This is a genomic window from Micromonospora sp. CPCC 205558, from assembly GCF_036902955.1.
Lineage (GTDB): Bacteria > Actinomycetota > Actinomycetes > Mycobacteriales > Micromonosporaceae > Micromonospora.
Genome location: NZ_JBAKHR010000034.1, coordinates 23,147 through 40,383 on the forward strand (window position 1 = coordinate 23,147; position 17,237 = coordinate 40,383).

Genomic DNA, 17,237 nt, shown 5'->3' on the forward strand with positions numbered 1-17,237 from the left:
CCGCCCGTCGCGTATACTTCCGGACCCGTGAGGATCCTCGTCACCGGCGGAGCCGGATTCATCGGGTCGGAGTACGTCCGCCTGCTGCTGGGCAAGCCCCTCGGCAGCGCCGACGGCGTGCCGCCGCTCGAGCCGGCCGTCGTGACCGTACTGGACAAGCTGACCTACTCGGGCAACCTCGCCAACCTCGAACCCGTCCGCGACGACCCGCGACTGCGGTTCGTGCAGGGCGACATCTGCGACCCGGTCGTGGTCGACGAGGTCGTGGCCGAACACGACGTGATCGTGCACTTCGCCGCCGAGTCACACGTCGACCGCTCGATCGCCGGAGCCGCGCCGTTCGTGACCACCAACGTGCTGGGCACCCAGACGCTGCTCGACGCGGCGCTGCGCCACGGCACCGGACGGTTCGTGCACGTCTCCACCGACGAGGTCTACGGCTCGATCGACGAGGGCTCCTGGACCGAGACCTGGCCCCTCGCCCCCAACTCGCCGTACTCGGCGTCCAAGGCCGGCTCCGACCTGCTCGCGCTGTCGTACCACCGCACCCACGGCATGGACGTGGTCGTCACCCGCTGCTCCAACAACTACGGCCCGTACCAGTTCCCCGAAAAGGTCATCCCGCTGTTCGTCACCAACCTGCTCGATGGCGGCACCGTCCCCCTCTACGGCGACGGTGGCAACATCCGTGACTGGCTGCACGTGCACGACCACTGCCGCGGCATCGCCCTGGTGCAGCAGAAGGGCCGCGCCGGCGAGGTCTACAACATCGGCGGCGGCACCGAACTGACCAACAAGGAACTCACCGGCCTGCTCCTGGACGCCTGCGGCGCCGGGTGGGACCGGGTCGTCCCGGTCACCGACCGCAAGGGCCACGACCGCCGGTACTCGCTGGACATCACCAAGATCAGCGAGGAGCTCGGCTACCACCCCAGCATCACCCTGGACCAGGGCCTCACCGACACCGTCCGCTGGTACCGGGACAACCGCACCTGGTGGGAACCCCTCAAGTCGACGCCGGCCGCATGACCCGACTCCTCGTCACCGGCGCGGGCGGAATGCTCGGCCGGGACCTGGTCGCCGTGCTGGAGACACGGCCCGACCTCAAGGTGACCGCCGCCACCCGCGCCGACCTGGACGTCACCGACCCCGCCGCGGTGAACGCGGCCGTCGCCGGGCACGACCTGGTGATCAACGCGGCCGCGTGGACCAACGTCGACGCCGCCGAGGCGGACGAGGCCGCCGCGACCGCCGTCAACGGCACGGCCGTGGCCAACCTGGCCGCGGAGTGCGCCACCGACGGAACCCGACTGATCCAGGTCTCCACCGACTACGTCCTCGCCGGCGACGCGCACACCCCGTACCCGGAGGACGCGCCCACCGCGCCGGTCAACGCCTACGGCCGCGGCAAGCTGGTCGGCGAACAGGCCGTGGCGCGGCTACTGCCCGACACCGGCTACGTCGTGCGCACCGCCTGGCTGTACGGCGCCCACGGCCCGAACTTCGTGGCCACCATGCTCCGACTCGCCACCCAACGCGAACACCTCGACGTGGTCGACGACCAACACGGCCAACCCACCTGGTCCTACGCGCTCGCCGAACGGCTCGTCGCGCTCGCCGACGCGGCACTGGCCGGTCACGCCGCGCCCGGCGTCTACCACGGCACCTGCGCCGGGCAGACAACCTGGTACGGGCTGGCTCGCGCCGCGTTCACGCTGGCCGGGCTGGACCCGGACCGCATTCGGCCCACCACCAGCGACCGGTATCCACGTCCCGCCCCCAGGCCTGCGTACAGTGTGCTAGGGCACAGCCGCTGGGCAGCCGTAGGTCTGCCCCCGCTTCCGGACTGGCACAGCGCCCTGGTCGACGCGTTCCACTCCCCCGCTCCACCCGCCCCGTGGAAGGTCGCATGAAGCTCACCCTCGTCACCGGCCTGACCGGTCTGCTGCTCCTCGGCACCATCGTCGAGCTGCTGCGCCGTCGTCAGCTGCGCGAGAAGTACGGCATGCTCTGGCTCGCCGTACTGGTCGTCGTGATCCCGCTGTCCCTGTTCCCCCGGCTGCTCGACAACGTCGCCGAACTCCTCGGCGTCGCCTCCGGTGTCAGCCTGGTGCTCTTCCTCGGCATCGTCTTCCTGCTGCTGGTGTGCGTACACCTCAGCTGGGAGGTCAGCGCACTCGAAGAAGAGACCCGCACCCTGGCCGAAGACTTCGCCCTGCTCCGCGCAGAGATCGACGCGGACCGGGCGGCCCGTGACGAGTTGGTGTCGACCGATGATTAACGGCAAACGCACACTGATCATCATCCCGGCTCTCAACGAGTCGGGCTCGATCGCCGACGTGGTCGGCGAGGTCCGCGGCGAGCTGCCCGGCGTCGACGTGCTCGTCGTCGACGACGGCTCCACCGATCGCACCGCCGCCGTCGCCGCCGCCGCCGGCGCCCAGGTCGCCAAACTGCCGTACAACCTCGGTGTCGGTGGGGCCATGCGCCTCGGCTACCGCTACGCCCGCGACCACAACTACGACGTCGCCATTCAGATCGACGCCGACGGCCAGCACGACCCCCGGTACGTGCCGAAGCTCGTCGACCTGCTCGACGACAACGACCTCGTCATCGGCGCCCGCTTCGCCGGTGAGGGCGACTACACCGTCCGCGGCCCCCGCCGCTGGGCGATGATGATGCTCTCCGCCGTGCTGTCCCGAGTCGCCCACACCAAACTCACCGACACCACGTCCGGCTTCCGCGCCGCCAACCGGCGAGTCATCGACATGTTCGCCACCTGGTACCCGGCCGAGTACCTCGGCGACACGGTGGAGACCCTGGTACACACCGCCCGCCGCGGATACCGCATCCGGCAGGTGCCGGTCGCCATGCGCAAGCGGATGGCCGGCACGCCCAGCCACTCCCCCGCGCGGGCGATGATCTACCTCGGCCGCGCGTTCGCCGTCCTCACACTGGCGCTCATTCGCCGGTGATCCAACGCCTGCTCCGCCTGATCCCGCCCGGCACCATCGCAGTCGGTGCCGGGCTGGGCCTTCTTGGCCTCGCCTCGTACGTGCACCTCGCGGTCGCCGGCCACAGCCTCAGCAAGGCCGACTACTCCGCCCTGTCGGTGCTCTGGTCGATCGTGTTCACCCTCGGCATCGGCGTGTTCATGCCGATCGAGCAGGAGGTCGCCCGGGTGGTGGCCGCCCGGCACAGTCAAGGGCTGCCCCCAGGGCCGGTGCTGGCCCGCGGTGCCACCGTCGCCGCCGTCCTGCTCGCCGTGCTGGTCTCCGCCGTCACCGTCGGCCGTCAGCCGCTCGCCGACAAGCTCTTCGCCGGTGACGGCAACCTGGTCACCGTGCTGATCGGCGCACTCGCCGCGATGGCCGTCGCCTACGCCACCCGCGGCGTCCTCTCCGGCCTGCAACTCTTCCCCTGGTACGGCACTCAACTCGGAATCGACGGCGGCCTGCGCATCATCATGGTCGCCCTGCTCGGGCTGGCCGGGGTGACCTCCCCCGTCTGGTACGGGCTCGTGCTCGTCGCCGCCCCGCTGATCAGCGTCCTGCTCACCTTGCCGCCGGTGCTGCGCGCCATCGGCGCAGGCCCGCCGGTCGCCTGGGCCACCCTGCTGCGCGGCCTCGGCCTGCTCACCGCCTCCAGCCTGCTCTCCCAGGTCGTGGTGAACATCGGCGTGATCAACGTGCAACTGCTCGCCCCCTCCGACGCGGCAGCCGCCGGCGCGCTACTCAGCGCCCTCGTGCTGGTCCGCATCCCCCTGTTCGTCTTCGGCTCCCTACAGGCGTCACTGCTGCCCGGCCTGGCCACCACCGCCACCACCGGCGACCAGGCCGGCTTCCACAACCTGCTGCGCCGCGCGCTCGGTATCGTCACCGCGCTCGGCCTCACCGGCGCCCTCGGCGCGGTGCTGCTCGGCCCGTGGCTGGTCGGCGCGCTCTTCGACGCACCCGGCGTCCTCGGCCACAGCGACTTCGCCTGGTTGGCTGCCGCCACACTCGCCTACCTGTGGGCCATGGTGCTCGGCCAGGCCCTGCTCGCCCTCGACCGGCACCGCGCCCAGGCCCTCGCCTGGACCGCCGGCGTCGCCGCACTGATCGCCGTGACGCTGATCCCGGCTCCGGTCACCCTGCGAGTCGAACTGGCGTACACCATCGGCTCCGTCATCGTGGCCGCCACCATGGCGATGCTGCTGCTGCGCGGCGGCGTCCGCCGACCCACCACCCCCACCCGGCCGCTCGCCGAGGCCGTCACCCCTGCCGCAACCGGAGGCATCCGATGACCCGCCCACAGGTGACCGCGGTGATGCTCGCCTACGGTGCCGAGCCGTACCTGGTCAACGCCGCAAAAGCCGTCCTGGCCAGCACCGACGTCGACATCGAGCTGGTCGTCGTCGACAACGGTTGCACCGGCGACGGCATCGACATCGTCAAGGGCTTCCCCCAGGTGCGGGTGGTCCGCCCCGAGCAGAACACCGGCTACTCCGGCGGCTGCCGGATCGGTGCCGCCGAGGCCACCGGAGACTGGCTCGCCTTCGTCAACTCCGACGCCATCGTCGCCCCCGACGCCCTCGCCAGAACGGTCGCGGTCGCCGCCGAACCGGGCGTCGGCGCCGCCATGGCCTCCATCCGGCTCGCCGACACACCCGAACTGATCAACACCTCCGGCAACCCGCTGCACTTCACCGGGCTCTCCTGGGCCGGCGGCAACGGCGAACCTGCCACCGCCCACGCCGTACGCACCAGAGTGCCGTCGCTCAGCGGCTGCTGCTTCGTGATCAGCCGGCAACGTTGGCAGGAGCTCGACGGCTTCGCCGCCGAGTACTTCGCCTACCACGAGGACACCGAGCTGAGCCTGCGGCTCTGGCAACGCGGCCTGCGCCTGGAGTACGTTCCCGACGCCGTCGTACGCCACCACTACGAGTTCTCCCGCAACGACCTGAAGCTCTACCTGGTGGAACGCAACCGGCTGGTCACCCTGCTCACCGCCTACCAGACGCGGACGCTGGTGCTGCTCGCCCCGATGCTGCTGCTCACCGAAGCCGCCATGCTCGCCGCCGCGCTCGCCGGCGGGTGGACCCGGCAGAAGACCCGCGGCTGGGGCTGGCTGTGGCGCAACCGGTCCTGGGTGGGTGCCCGCCGCCGTCAACTCCAGGCCGAACGTACCGTGCCCGACGGCGTGATCGCCGAGCTGATGACCGCCCGGGTCGCCCCCTCGAACGTCGACTCGCCCCCCGGCATGGGCGTCTTCAACGCGGTCGCCGCCGGCTACTGGGCCCTCGCCCGACCGCTGCTGCAGCGCCGCTGACCCACCACGCGAAAGCGCCGGGGCCCGCTCACGCGGGCCCCGGCGCTTTTTCGCCTCACGATCAGCTGTCGGCCTGCCCCGGCCGATCCTCCAGGTCGGCGGAGCCCGCCGAACTGGTCGGCTTGCCCGCTTCCCCGGTCGGCACGCTCGGCGTGTCCGGCAGGTCGCTCGCCGGCGGCGCCGCCTTGCCGTCCAGCAACGCGGTCAGCGCGGCCCCGGTGATCCGCCGGAACGTCCGGCCGACCCGCTGACGGTCCAGCACCGCCACCTCGAGTTGGTTCGCGGCGATCGTCCGAGCCGCGCCGCCCTCCCCGCCGACACTGCTCAACGCCTGCACGGCGACCTTCACCGCTTCCCCGAGCGACATGTCCGGGCGGTGGTTGGACTTCAGCACGCCGGTGATGGCCTCAGCCTGACCACCCATCGCCATCCGCCCCGGCTCGTCGTTGACCGAACCGTCGTAGGTGAGCCGGTACAACTCGTCCTCAGCCGCCGTGGCCCCAACCTCCGCCACACAGATCTCCACCTCGAACGGCTTCGACTGCTCGGTGAAGATCGCGCCAAGGGTCTGCGCGAACGCGTTGGCCAGAGCCCGACCGGTGACGTCGCGGCGGTCATAGCTGAGGCCGTTCAGGTCGGCCATCCGCACACCGGCCCGCCGGAGGTTCTCGAACTCGTTGTAACGGCCGACCGCGGCGAAGCCGATCCGGTCGTAGATCTCACTGACCTTGTGCAGGGCGCTGGAGAGGTTCTCCGCGACGAAGAGCACCCCGCCGGAGTAGCTCAGGACCACGGCGCTGCGCCCGCGAGCAATGCCCTTACGGGCCAACTCGGAGCGGTCGCGCATGATCTGTTCGGGCGAGGCGTAGAACTGCATGGCCACGGCGGCGGTTCTCCTAACGGCGCTGTGCTGACGACTGCTGGCTGGTGGGGGTGGGCGGGCGGACCTAACCGCCCGGGTTTTCCATCCGGCCGGCGACCACGCCCTCGGCGATCGTCGCCGTCTCGGCGTCGGTGAGCCGGTAGGTGCCCTCGGCAGTCGCGGTCATCACCACGGGGTAGATCCGCCGGGTCAGGTCGGGCCCGCCGGTCGCGGTGTCGTCGTCGGCCGCGTCGTAGAGCGCCTCGACCGCCAGCCGCGTCGCGTCCTCGACGGACAACCCGACCCGGAACCGCTTCTTCAACGCGGACTTGGCGAACAACGACCCGGACCCGATCGCGTCGTAGCCGGTCTCCTCGTACGGGCCACCGGTCACGTCGAAGCTGAAGATCCGACCGGCCCGCGCCGGGTCGGCGGCGGCCAGGTCGAACCCGGCGAAGAGCGGCACCACGGCCAACCCCTGCATGGCCGCACCCAGATTGCCCCGGATCATCGAGGCCAACCGGTTGGCCTTACCGTCCAACGAGAGCATCGCGCCCTCGATCTTCTCGTAGTGCTCCAACTCCACCTGGAACAGTCGCATCAACTCGATGCCGATACCGGCGGTGCCCGCGATGCCGACCAACGAGTACGCGTCGGCGGGGTGCACCTTCTCGATGTCGCGCTGGGCGATCAGGTTGCCCATGGTGGCCCGTCGGTCGCCCGCCATCACCACACCGTCGGCGGCCGCGATGGCCACGATGGTGGTCGCGTGCGGCGCCAGGTCGGCGGCCATGCCCGGCGGCAGCGGTCGCCGACCGGGCAGCATCTCGGGGGCCACCCGACTCAGAAACGTCGTGAAGGAGGACGTCCCCGCGTTGGTGAACACATCTGGTAGACGCCCGGATGGATCAAAGCCCGCTGCCACGTGGTTCCTCTCAGGTACGTGATCGCCCTGGCCAGCCTCATGGGACTGTCACGGAACTGGCCAAGACCACCGTTGCAGTTGAAGCAGAGTATCCCGCGCACCCATCCGGTGCGATGATCGTGGTCCAGATGTTGCGGGTCGACACCGCCACAGATCGCGCAGACCCCGCCCTGCTCGGCCAGGAGCTCCTGAAACTCTTTCTCGCCCACGCCGTACCGCCGCCGCAGGTGGTACTCGCGGTTACCCCCGTAGAGCCGCTGCGCCGTCTCCTTGCCGCGGGCATTGTGGCAAGGCTTGCAGTAGCTGTGCCGCCCACTGGCCTTGGTCCTGGAGGTGGGAAAGTCGTGGAGCGGCTTGACCTGCTCGCAGTCCGGACACCACTTGAGACCCGCATCGATGGACGTCGGCGACTTCTTCTGCACAGCGACGCCCCGCTTGCGCCGGCTCGCCGCCGACCGCTCGTTGGCGCACTCTTTGCAGTAGAAGGCGAGGCCGTCCACCCGCCGCCGGTCACGGTGGAACTCCGTGCGGGCCAGCACTCGCTTGCACTGCGGGCACGCCCTGTCCGGAGGATCGAGCAAATCGGACATATGACTCTATTCACCCCCTTTCTGAACGTACCCCCTCACGAATTCTTCTGCATTTTCTTCGAGGACGGAGTCGATCTCGTCGAGAAGGTCGTCGACGTCCTCGGTGATCTCGGCGTGCCGCTCGGCCACCTCGGGGTTGGCCTCGGTGGTGACGTCCTCGATTTCCTCGCCCTGACGGGACTTGCCGGACTGCGACTGGCCGCCGCTGTCATGAGTGGCCACTGCTGCCTCCTCCACGATCGTCTGCGATGAACTTACCTCGCGCGGGCGACGAAAAGCCCGCCGCGCGCCGGCTTGCGGCACACGACGGGCGACGAATCCGGAATCAGCCCCCGGTCAACGTCTCCAGCAGGTCCTTGGCGCTGGCGCAGCGGTCGAACAGCGCACCGACGTGTGCGCGGGTGCCCCGCTCCGGCTCCATCATCGGCACCCGGACCAGCGACTCCCGGCCCACGTCGAAGATCACCGAGTCCCAACTCGCGGCGACCACCTCGGAGGCGTACTGGGCCAGACAGCGACCACGGAAGTAGGCCCGGGTGTCCTCCGGGGGCTCGGTCATCGCGGTACGGGTCTCGTCGTCGGTCAGCAGCGTCTTCATCGCCCCCCGGCTGACCAGGCGGTGGTAGAGGCCCTTCTCCGGCCGGACGTCGGAGTACTGAAGGTCGACGAGCTGGAGCTTGTGCGAGCCCCAGCCGAGCTTCTCCCGCTCCCGGTATCCCTCCAGCAGCCGCAGCTTGGCCACCCAGTCCAACTCGTCGACGCAGAGCATCGGATCCCGGCCCAGCCGGTCCAGGACGCTCTCCCAGCGGTCGAGCACGTCGATGGTCTGCTCGTCGGCGTCGGTGCCGTACCGGTCGTCGACAAAGGACCGGACCCGCTCCAGGTAAGCCCACTGCAGGTCCAGTGCGGTGAGCCGGCGGCCGTCGCGCAGTCGCATGCGGTGCGTCAGGGAGGGGTCGTGGCTGACGGCGCGCAGCTCGCTGACCGGGTCGGCGATGCCGAGGTCGGCCCCGAGCGCCTTTTCCTCGATCATGGTGAGGATCAGCGCGGTGGTGCCGACCTTGAGGTAGGTGGAGATCTCGGAGAGGTTGGCGTCGCCGATGATGACGTGCAGCCGACGGTACTTGTCGGCGTCGGCGTGCGGCTCGTCTCGGGTGTTGATGATCGGCCGCTTGAGGGTGGTCTCCAGGCCGACCTCGACCTCGAAGAAGTCGGCGCGTTGGGAGATCTGAAAACCGCTCTGGCCGCCGTCCTGGCCGATGCCGACCCGGCCGGCGCCGCAGACGATCTGCCGGGTGACGAAGAACGGCGTCAGGTACGCCACGATGTCGGCGAACGGTGTCTGCCGGCGCATCAGGTAGTTCTCGTGGGCGCCGTAGCTGGCGCCCTTGTTGTCGGTGTTGTTCTTGTAGAGGTGGATCGGCTGGGTGCCCGGGATGGTGGCGGCCCGGCGGGACGCCTCGGCCATCACCCGCTCGCCGGCCTTGTCCCAGCGCACGATGTCCCGGGGGGTGGTGACCTCCGGGGTGGAGTATTCGGGGTGGGCGTGGTCCACGTAGAGCCGGGCGCCGTTGGTGAGTATCACGTTGGCCAGGCCGAGGTCTTCGTCCGCGAGGGCTTCGGCGGGGTCGTACGCGGCGCCGGAGTAGGTGAAGCCGCGGGCGTCGCGCAGCGGCGACTCTTCCTCGTAGTCCCACCGGGCCCGGCCGCCCCGGTTGAGTTCCGGACGTGCCCCGTAGGCGTTGACCACCTGCGACGAGGTGACCATCGGGTTGGCTCCGGCCTGTCCGGGCACGGAGATGCCGTACTCGACCTCGGTGCCCATGATTCGCCGTACGCTCATGCCGCGCCCCGCTTCAGCTCGCTGACGACCGGTCCACGCCCGCGCCGGCCGGCGCGTTACCGCTCGATCGGCCCTGCGCTCCAGACTAGTCCGATTCCGACAGCAACGCCCGCACCGGGCGCGGTCGGCCGGTCGTTCGGTCGATCAGCGAAGTTCAGTCGCCGGCGTCTGCTCGGAGATCGCGGACGCCGCCTCGTCGGGCTCGTTCAGTGGGCGCATCGAGACCCGCCAGGCGAGGACGCCGAGCAGGGTCAGCCCGAGCACGCTCGCCAGCAGGGGCGTGATGGAGCCGAGTGGGGGGTGCCAGTCGCCGGCGAAGGGGTTGAAGGTGCGGAAGGTCAGGTATTTGGGCAGCCCGTCCTGCCAGCGCACCATCGTCAGGATCAGAACGAAGAGGTGGATCGGCAGGAGCAGGACGACGCTGAGGCGGACCAGGGTGCGGCTGCGGGTCGCGTCGAGTCCGCGCTCCTCCCAGACGTACGCGGCGAACAGCATCACCCCGGCGAGCATCGGCAGCATGTAGCGGCCCTGGGTGACGAACCCGGTCTGCTTGATCAGGGCCACCTGCATCACGGACGGCACCACGGTGCCGGCGACGATCAGGACGAGCAGCCGCCAACGGTCGACCAACCGGCCGAAGACGAACGCCCCGATCAGTAGTGTCGCGGCGACGAACTGCCAGGTCAGGTAGATCGGCGCGGGCATTCGGGTGTCCAGCCACGACGTCACTCCGACCATCTGGTCGAGGTAGCCGCGCCACCGGTCGGTCTCGGCGAGGGCCGCCTGACCGTAGGTGTAGACGTGGCCGCCGTACTTGCCGAGGTCGGAGGATTTCATCACGACGCCCCAGCCGACCGCGGTGACGGCTGCCACGGCGATGCCGCCCACCCACCACCACACGGCCTTCTCGCGCACCAGCCGCCCGACGTTGCTCTGCCGCCACGGGAAGGCGAAGGCGACGAACGCCGCGGCCAGCCAGAGCGGCCCGGTCTGCCGCAGCATCGCCAGCAGCAGGCCGCTGATGCCGGCCAGGATGAGCAGCCCGTGGTGCGGCTTCGGTCGGCGGTCCAGGAACAGGGGAATGGTCGCCGCGAAGAACGCCACGCCGGCGGCGATCTCCACGCCGTTGGGGTTGACGGCGCTGGCCATCTGGGCGGCCATCGGGGTGACAGCGACCAGCAGCCCGGCGATCATCAGACGCCGTCGGGACCAGGTCACCGCCACGACGAACGCGCTGGCCAGCAGCGCCGCGGCGATGCCGGCGCTGATGAACCGGGCGAGCAGCACCCCGGACCAGCCCGGCCAGAGGTCGAGCGGCCAGCCCACCAGGGCGTAGTAGACGGGGTGGTAGCGACCGGCGCCGGTGCCGGCGCGTACGGGGGTGTCGTCGCTGCCCGGTGGGACCGCGCAGGCGGCGGAGACGGCCGGCTTGAACTGCCAGCACTGCTCTCTGACCAGGCCGGCGGGGACGTCCTGGAAGGCTCCCGAGCCCTTCTTGGCGTCGGCCGGCGGCGGTGCGATCTCTCCCGCCGCCACACCGGCGGCGCGGATCATGTGTTCCCGCTCGTCCGGCGTGCCGTCGTAGGGGGCGGCGACCGACCAGGCCCCGATTGTCAGCAGGAAGCCGACGAAGGCCAGGATCCAGACCCGGCGGGCGCCGGCGACGGCGCCGTCGCCGGCCGCAGGTTGTTCGGTCATCGCGGTTCTCTGCGCTGCCTTTCAGGGGGCGTGGGACGGATCAGGGCCCGGTACCGGTCAGTCCGGCGTCGACTGGATGTCCAGGGTGAGCGCGGAGATCAGCATGTGGATGCCGGTCAGCAGCGGCCCGACGCAGAGCAGGACGCTGCCGGTGGTGGCGACCGGTGGGCCGAGCGTCTCGGCCAGCACCCAGATCCCCCAGCCGGCGCCGAACAGGATGAGGAACAGGCCGGTGAAGAAGAGCAGCGCGACGGCGGAGAACGAGGCGAGCACGTGCTTGAGCAGCATCCGCCGCCAGAAGCCGCGGAACAGGAGGCTGGCGATGCGGGGGGCCACCTTGTGGATGCGCATCGTCGACACCTCCTCGCCGTAGCTGGCGGGGATCGGTACGTCCTTGGCCCGGGCGTTGGCGATGTTGAGCCAGATCAGGAGGTCGTTCTCGAATTCGTAGCCGCGGGCCACGGCGGCGACGTTGAGCCGCAGCAGGGCCGACCGGGACACCGCGGTGTAGCCGTTCTGGGGGTCGAAGAGGTTCCAGTAGCCGCTGGCGACCTTGGTCGCGAACGACAGGGCGACGCTCCCCAGCATCCGTACGGCCGGCATGTCGGCGAACGACGTGCGGGAGAAGAAGCGGTTGGCCTTGGTGAACTCGTAGCCGTCGTCGCAGATCGGGTCGAGCAGTGCCGGCAGGTAGGCCGGGTCCATCTGGGCGTCACCGGCCATCACGACGTTGATGTCGGCGCCCAGGAGGAGGGCCCGCTCGTGCCCGTCCATGATCGAACCACCGACGCCGGTGTTCTTCTCGTGGTCGATGACGACGACCCGTGGGTCGCCCACCGCGCGGGCGCGCGCGGAGGTGTCGTCGGTGGAGCAGTCGTTGATGACCACGATGAAGTCCACGAAGTCGGGCATCGTGGTGATCGTCTTGCCGATCAGCCGGCTCTCGTTGTAGGCCGGGACGACGGCGGCAACCTTCTGACCCTTGTACATGCTCAGCCGACCAGGGCGGTGTCGCGGATCTGCAGGCACACTTCGAGCGCGGCCAGACCGTCTTCGCCGCTGACCATCGGCCGGCGACGGTTGACGACGCAGTCGGCGAAGTGGCGCAACTCGTGCATCAGCGGTTCGCCGTGCTGCGAGAGGAAGGGAATCTCGACCCGGCCGCTCTGCCGGTAGCGCACACCGCCCTCGGAGAGGAACTCGGAGTGCTCGATGCGGTGCACCTCGACCTGCTGGCGCAGCAGGTCGGCGATGACGCAGTCGTTGCGCTGGGTGAGGGTGACGCGGCGGATCTTGTTCTGGCTGACCCGGCTCGCGGTGATGTTGGCGATCATGCCGTTTTCGAACATGAGCAGCGCGAACGCCAGGTCCTGCTCCGCCGAGCGGACGATCCGGGTCGCCGCGCGGTGCGCGACGATCTCCGAGCCGGCGACCGTCCGGGCCAGGTCGACGTCGTGGATCATCAGGTCCAGCAGGACGTCGGCGAGGGCGCGGTTGGAGAACGGGCCGACCCGGGTGATCTCCAACGACAGCGGGTCGTCCACCAGTTGGAGCAGCTCCGTCACCGCCGGGTTGAAGCGCTCGACGTGGCCGACCATCAACACGCGGTCGTGCTTCTCGGCGAGGTCGATGAGGCTGCGCGCGTCGGCGACGGACGTCGCGATCGGCTTCTCGACGAGCAGGTCCCGGCCGCTGCGCAGGATGCGTGCGCCCAACTCGCCGTGCGTCTCGCTCGGGGTCGCCAGGACGACCGCGTCCACGCCGGCCAGCGCCTCGTCGAGGTCGGTCGTGTACTGCGCGCCGATGGCCTTGGCCAGGGTGGCGGCCCGCTGGGGGTCGGGGTCGCAGACGGAGGTGACGGTGACGTCCGGCGTGGAAAGGGCCACCCGACCGTGGTTCGCGCCCATGATGCCCGCGCCGATGATCGCCAAATTAGGCATTGAACGCACCTCGTACGGCCTCGATCACCTGGTCGACGTCGTCGTCGGCCAGGTGCTGGTGAACAGGAAGGGAGAGCGCCTCCTCGGCGGCGCGCAGGGCACGTGGGGTCTCGTCCGTGCCGATCTGCGGGTGACCCGTGTAGCAGTCGTAGTGGTGCATGAGGCGGGGGTAGTACAGACCGTAGCCGATCTGCCGCTCGTCAAGCCGCTTGCCGAGGTCGTCGCGGCTCAGTGGCGCGTCGGCGCCGATCCGCACCGTGTACTGGTGCCAGACGTGGCTGCGCCCGCCCGGCACCGACGGGGTGGTCAGTCCGGGCAGGTCGGCGAGGCCGTCGGTCAACCTCGCGGCGTTGGCGGCCCGGCGGGCCGTGGTCTCGGCCAGCCTGCCGACCTGTGGCACGGCGATGGCCGCCTGCAGGTCGGTCAGTCGCCAGTTGTGGCCCGGCGCCTCGTACTGGTACCGCACCCGCATGCCCTGGTTGCGCAGCAGCCGGAGCCGGTCGGCGATGGCGTCGTCGGAGGTGGTGATCAGGCCGCCTTCGCCGCACTGCAGGTTCTTGGTGGCGTACATGGAGAAGCAACCGACGCCGAACGAGCCGACCGCCCGGTCACCGACGCGGGCCCCGTGCGCCTGCGCGGCGTCCTCGATGATCGCCAGCCCGGCGGCGTCGGCGATCGCGGTGAGGGCCGTCATGTCGGCGGGCAGGCCGTAGAGGTGCACCGGCAGGATGGCCTTGGTCCGTCCGTTGACCAGCGCCTTGACCGAGTCCGGGTCGATGGTGAAGTCGTCACGGATGTCGGCGAAGCGGACCGTCGCCCCCGACTCGAGGATCGCGTTCAGGGTGGCCGCGAAGCTGAAGGGAGTGGTGATCACCTCGTCGCCGGGCTGCAGGCCGAGCGCTTCGAGAGCGGCCACCAGGGCAACGGTGCCGTTGCTGACGGCGACGGCGTGGGGGACGCCGCAGAGCTCAGCGAAGGACCGCTCCAGTTCGGCGACCATCGGCCCCTGAGCCAGCCTGCCGGAGCGCAGAACCGACAGGACCGCGGCCTCTTCCTCGGGGCCAATGACCACCGAAGTGATGGGGATAGACATGAGGGGTCTCCTGTGAGGTTCAGCGCTCTTCGAGTACGCCGGCGGGCAACTGCTCGTCGCCGCGGGCGACCACCTCGCCGTTGCGGTTGACCCAGCCGAGATGCCGGGCCGGGTTGCCGGCCACGAGTTGGTACGGCTGCACATCCCGGGTGACGACGGCACCGGCGGCCACGAGGGCGAACTCCCCGATCTCGTTGCCGCAGACGATTGTGGCGTTGGCGCCGATGGAGGCCCCGGTGCGGACCAGGGTCGGGGTGACCTTCCAGTCCGGGTTCTGCGCGCGCGGGTTCAGGTCGTTGGTGAAGACAGCGCTCGGGCCGACGAACACCTCGTCCTCGAGCGTGACGCCGTGGTAGACGGAGACGTTGTTCTGCACCTTGACGCGGTCGCCGATGGTGACCCCGGCATCGACGAACACGTTGCGCCCGATCGTGCAGTCGGCGCCGATGCGGGCGGTCGACCGGACATGGGTCAGATGCCAGATCCGAGTCCCGGCTCCGATCTCCGCCCCGGCCTCCACCTCGGCTGTCGGGTGGACGGAGGCGCTCGGCACGTCGGTCACTGCACACCTTCGGGGGGTCTCGGGGCGATCGCGGGACGGGGAGACGATAGCGTGCTCCACCGTGACGACACATGGCGGGTCCGCATCCGAGGGTCAGCGATGAAGGCGGCGGCCTCGACGACGCTGGCAGGCCTGACACGCCGCAGCGAGGTTCGGTTTTTGATCGTCGGCGGTCTCAGTGCGATCACCGACACCAGCGCGCTCTACCTGTTCCACGGGGTGCTGGGGGTGTGGCTACCGTTCGCCACGGTGCTCGCCTTCGCGGTGGCGTTCGTGGTCAACTTCGGGCTCAACCGCGCATGGTCGTTCGGCTCGACCGGCGATGTCGGCGGTCAGGCGTGGCGGTATCTGCTGCTGGTGCTCGTCAATCTGGCGCTCACGGTCGCCCTCGTGCAGGGGTTGACCTGGGCCGGCCTGCCGTATCTGGTCGCGAAGGTGCTGACCACCGGGGGCCTGGCGGTGCTGAATCTTTTCGTCTCCCGCAAGTGGATCTTCACCGACGGGCCGCGCTGACGCACCGGACAGCCCGCCGCACCCGTGCGCAACGGCAACCGGGGCGACGCGTCGAACGCGTCGCCCCGGTTGATCGCTGGTTCTACAGGTACTGACCGGTGTTGCTGGCGGTCTCGATGGACCTGCCGGCCTCGGCACCCTTGCCGCCGGAGACGAGCGTGCGGATGTAGACGATCCGCTCGCCCTTCTTGCCGGAGATGCGCGCCCAGTCGTCGGGGTTGGTGGTGTTGGGGAGATCCTCGTTCTCGCGGAACTCGTCGACGCAGGCGTCGAGCAGGTGCTGCAGACGCAGCCCCTTGCGACCCGAGGTGAGGAACTCCTTGATGGCCATCTTCTTGCTCCGGTCGACGATGTTCTGGATCATCGCGCCGGAGTTGAAGTCCTTGAAGTAGAGGACTTCCTTGTCACCGTTGGCGTAGGTGACCTCGAGGAAGCGGTTCTCCTCGGTTTCGGAGTACATCCGCAGCACCACGGCGTCGATCATCGCCGCGACGGTGGCCTGGGGGTCGGTGCCGTGTTCGGCCAGGTCGTCCGGGTGCAGGGGCAGCCCGGAGAGGATGTACTTGGAGAAGATGTCCTTGGCCGCCTCGGCGTCCGGTCGCTCGATCTTGATCTTCACGTCGAGTCGACCGGGACGCAGGATCGCCGGGTCGATCATGTCTTCCCGGTTGGAGGCGCCGATGACGATGACGTTCTCCAGACCCTCCACACCGTCGATCTCGCTGAGCAGCTGCGGGACGATGGTGTTCTCCACGTCGGAGGAGACACCGGAGCCACGGGTCCGGAAGATCGAGTCCATCTCGTCGAAGAACACGATCACCGGCGTGCCCTCGCCGGCCTTCTCCCGGGCGCGCTGGAAGATCAGCCGGATGTGCCGCTCGGTCTCACCGACGTACTTGTTGAGCAGCTCCGGGCCCTTGATGTTGAGGAAGAAGCTGGTGTGCTTCTCCTTGCCCTGGCGCTCAGCGATCTTCTTGGCCAGCGAGTTGGCCACCGCCTTGGCGATGAGCGTCTTGCCGCAGCCGGGCGGGCCGTAGAGCAGGATGCCCTTGGGTGGGCGGAGCTGGTGCTCACGGAACAGGTCCGCGTGCAGGAACGGCAGCTCCACCGCGTCGCGGATCTGCTCGATCTGCGACTGGAGGCCACCGATGTCGCCGTAGTCGACGTCGGGCACCTCCTCCAGGACCAGCTCCTCGACCTCGCTCTTCGGGATCCGCTCGTACGCGTACGCCGAGCGGGGCTCGATCATGAGCGAGTCGCCGGCCCGGATCGCCGAGCCGATGAGCGTCTCGGCGAGGTGCACGATGCGCTCCTCGTCAGAGTGGGAGACCACCAGCGCCCGGTCACCCGGCCCGCCGTTCGGCCCCTCCAGGATCTCCTTGAGCATCACCACTTCGCCGACCCGCTCGTAGCCGAACGCGTCGACGATGTTGAGCGCGTCGTTGAGCAGGACCTCCTGGCCACGCCGCAGGTCACCCACGTCGAGCGAGGGTGAGACCGAAACCCGTAGTTTTCGGCCGCCGGTGAAGACGTCCACCGTGCCATCCTCGTGCTTGGCCAGGAAGACGCCGTACCCACTCGGCGGTTGCGCGAGCCGGTCGATCTCCTCCTTGAGCGTCACGATCTGCGTGCGAGCTTCCTTGAGGGTGCTCACCAGCCGGTCGTTGTTCTCGGTCAGCCGCGCCAACTGGGCCTGGGTGGCCGCCAGCCGCTCTTCGAGCTGCCGGACGTGTCGGGGGCTTTCGGTCAACTTGCGCCGCACCAGGGCGAGTTCCTCTTGCAGGAACGCGACCTGCGTGGAGAGATCGTGGGCTTCCTTCTCCCACCGTGCGGCGCGCGAGTCCGCGTCGTCGCTACGTGCTGCCACGTCCCACCTCCCCGGGGGGCTTGAACGTTCTGCC

General features: G+C 69.6%; 18 protein-coding genes. 7 read left to right on the forward strand and 11 right to left on the reverse strand.

From position 1 onward, the window contains the following. The first annotated feature begins 27 nt into the window (after positions 1-27). Genes rfbB through V6U86_RS28615 form a run of 6 tightly spaced genes read left to right on the forward strand, consistent with a single transcriptional unit; the run spans position 28 to position 5,310 of the window. Positions 28-1,029, forward strand: a complete 1,002-nt coding sequence (rfbB, locus tag V6U86_RS28590; protein ID WP_334508612.1) for a dTDP-glucose 4,6-dehydratase — start codon at positions 28-30, stop codon at positions 1,027-1,029. Beyond that, positions 1,026-1,913 (forward strand): dTDP-4-dehydrorhamnose reductase, encoded by an 888-nt coding sequence (gene rfbD / locus V6U86_RS28595; RefSeq protein WP_334508615.1) that lies wholly within the window; start codon positions 1,026-1,028, stop codon positions 1,911-1,913. Before rfbB ends, rfbD begins: the two co-directional genes overlap by 4 nt. Beyond that, entirely contained in the window at positions 1,910-2,281 is a 372-nt protein-coding gene (locus V6U86_RS28600; protein WP_334508618.1) for a DUF2304 domain-containing protein, read from the forward strand. Before rfbD ends, V6U86_RS28600 begins: the two co-directional genes overlap by 4 nt. After that, positions 2,274-2,975 (forward strand): glycosyltransferase family 2 protein, encoded by a 702-nt coding sequence (locus tag V6U86_RS28605; RefSeq protein ID WP_334508620.1) that lies wholly within the window; start codon positions 2,274-2,276, stop codon positions 2,973-2,975. Before V6U86_RS28600 ends, V6U86_RS28605 begins: the two co-directional genes overlap by 8 nt. After that, positions 2,972-4,285 carry a lipopolysaccharide biosynthesis protein gene (locus V6U86_RS28610; RefSeq protein WP_334508622.1) on the forward strand — a complete coding sequence of 438 codons (1,314 nt, stop codon included), beginning with the start codon at positions 2,972-2,974 and terminating at the stop codon, positions 4,283-4,285. The genes V6U86_RS28605 and V6U86_RS28610 overlap by 4 nt, the downstream gene beginning before the upstream one ends. Then, on the forward strand, positions 4,282-5,310 hold the full coding sequence (locus V6U86_RS28615; protein WP_334508624.1) for a glycosyltransferase family 2 protein: 1,029 nt from the start codon (positions 4,282-4,284) through the stop codon (positions 5,308-5,310). The genes V6U86_RS28610 and V6U86_RS28615 overlap by 4 nt, the downstream gene beginning before the upstream one ends. A gap of 61 nt (positions 5,311-5,371) precedes the next feature. On the opposite strand, the gene prcA is transcribed toward V6U86_RS28615, so the two are convergent. From prcA to V6U86_RS28665, 10 genes are all read right to left on the reverse strand, one after another. Further along, entirely contained in the window at positions 5,372-6,193 is an 822-nt protein-coding gene (gene prcA / locus V6U86_RS28620; protein WP_334508626.1) for a proteasome subunit alpha, read from the reverse strand. 64 nt (positions 6,194-6,257) lie between these two features. Continuing rightward, entirely contained in the window at positions 6,258-7,097 is an 840-nt protein-coding gene (prcB, locus tag V6U86_RS28625; protein ID WP_334508628.1) for a proteasome subunit beta, read from the reverse strand. Further along, positions 7,016-7,687, reverse strand: coding sequence for an endonuclease VII domain-containing protein (locus V6U86_RS28630; RefSeq protein ID WP_334508631.1), 672 nt, complete (start codon positions 7,685-7,687; stop codon positions 7,016-7,018). Before V6U86_RS28630 ends, prcB begins: the two co-directional genes overlap by 82 nt. Before the next feature lie 6 nt (positions 7,688-7,693). Then, positions 7,694-7,909, reverse strand: a complete 216-nt coding sequence (locus tag V6U86_RS28635) for a ubiquitin-like protein Pup (protein ID WP_088948111.1) — start codon at positions 7,907-7,909, stop codon at positions 7,694-7,696. A gap of 103 nt (positions 7,910-8,012) precedes the next feature. Continuing rightward, positions 8,013-9,530, reverse strand: a complete 1,518-nt coding sequence (gene dop / locus V6U86_RS28640; protein WP_442935021.1) for a depupylase/deamidase Dop — start codon at positions 9,528-9,530, stop codon at positions 8,013-8,015. Positions 9,531-9,674: 144 nt separating this feature from the next. Further along, positions 9,675-11,228, reverse strand: coding sequence for a DUF2142 domain-containing protein (locus V6U86_RS28645; protein ID WP_334508637.1), 1,554 nt, complete (start codon positions 11,226-11,228; stop codon positions 9,675-9,677). Between the two features lie 57 nt (positions 11,229-11,285). After that, positions 11,286-12,218: a glycosyltransferase family 2 protein gene (locus tag V6U86_RS28650; RefSeq protein ID WP_334508639.1), complete on the reverse strand. Its 933-nt coding sequence runs from the start codon at positions 12,216-12,218 to the stop codon at positions 11,286-11,288. 2 nt (positions 12,219-12,220) lie between these two features. Further along, complete coding sequence (locus tag V6U86_RS28655) at positions 12,221-13,168, reverse strand: Gfo/Idh/MocA family oxidoreductase (RefSeq protein ID WP_334508641.1); 948 nt, start codon at positions 13,166-13,168, stop codon at positions 12,221-12,223. Then, positions 13,161-14,261, reverse strand: a complete 1,101-nt coding sequence (locus V6U86_RS28660) for a DegT/DnrJ/EryC1/StrS family aminotransferase (protein WP_334508643.1) — start codon at positions 14,259-14,261, stop codon at positions 13,161-13,163. Before V6U86_RS28660 ends, V6U86_RS28655 begins: the two co-directional genes overlap by 8 nt. Positions 14,262-14,280: 19 nt before the next feature. Then, positions 14,281-14,823, reverse strand: a complete 543-nt coding sequence (locus tag V6U86_RS28665) for an acyltransferase (RefSeq protein ID WP_334508645.1) — start codon at positions 14,821-14,823, stop codon at positions 14,281-14,283. 99 nt (positions 14,824-14,922) lie between these two features. Between V6U86_RS28665 and V6U86_RS28670 the strand changes: the two genes are divergently transcribed. Further along, positions 14,923-15,336 carry a GtrA family protein gene (locus V6U86_RS28670; protein ID WP_334508647.1) on the forward strand — a complete coding sequence of 138 codons (414 nt, stop codon included), beginning with the start codon at positions 14,923-14,925 and terminating at the stop codon, positions 15,334-15,336. A gap of 82 nt (positions 15,337-15,418) precedes the next feature. Here the strand turns inward: V6U86_RS28670 and arc are convergent, their stop codons facing one another. After that, positions 15,419-17,203, reverse strand: a complete 1,785-nt coding sequence (gene arc / locus V6U86_RS28675) for a proteasome ATPase (protein ID WP_124771111.1) — start codon at positions 17,201-17,203, stop codon at positions 15,419-15,421. Between the last annotated feature and the right edge of the window lie 34 nt (positions 17,204-17,237).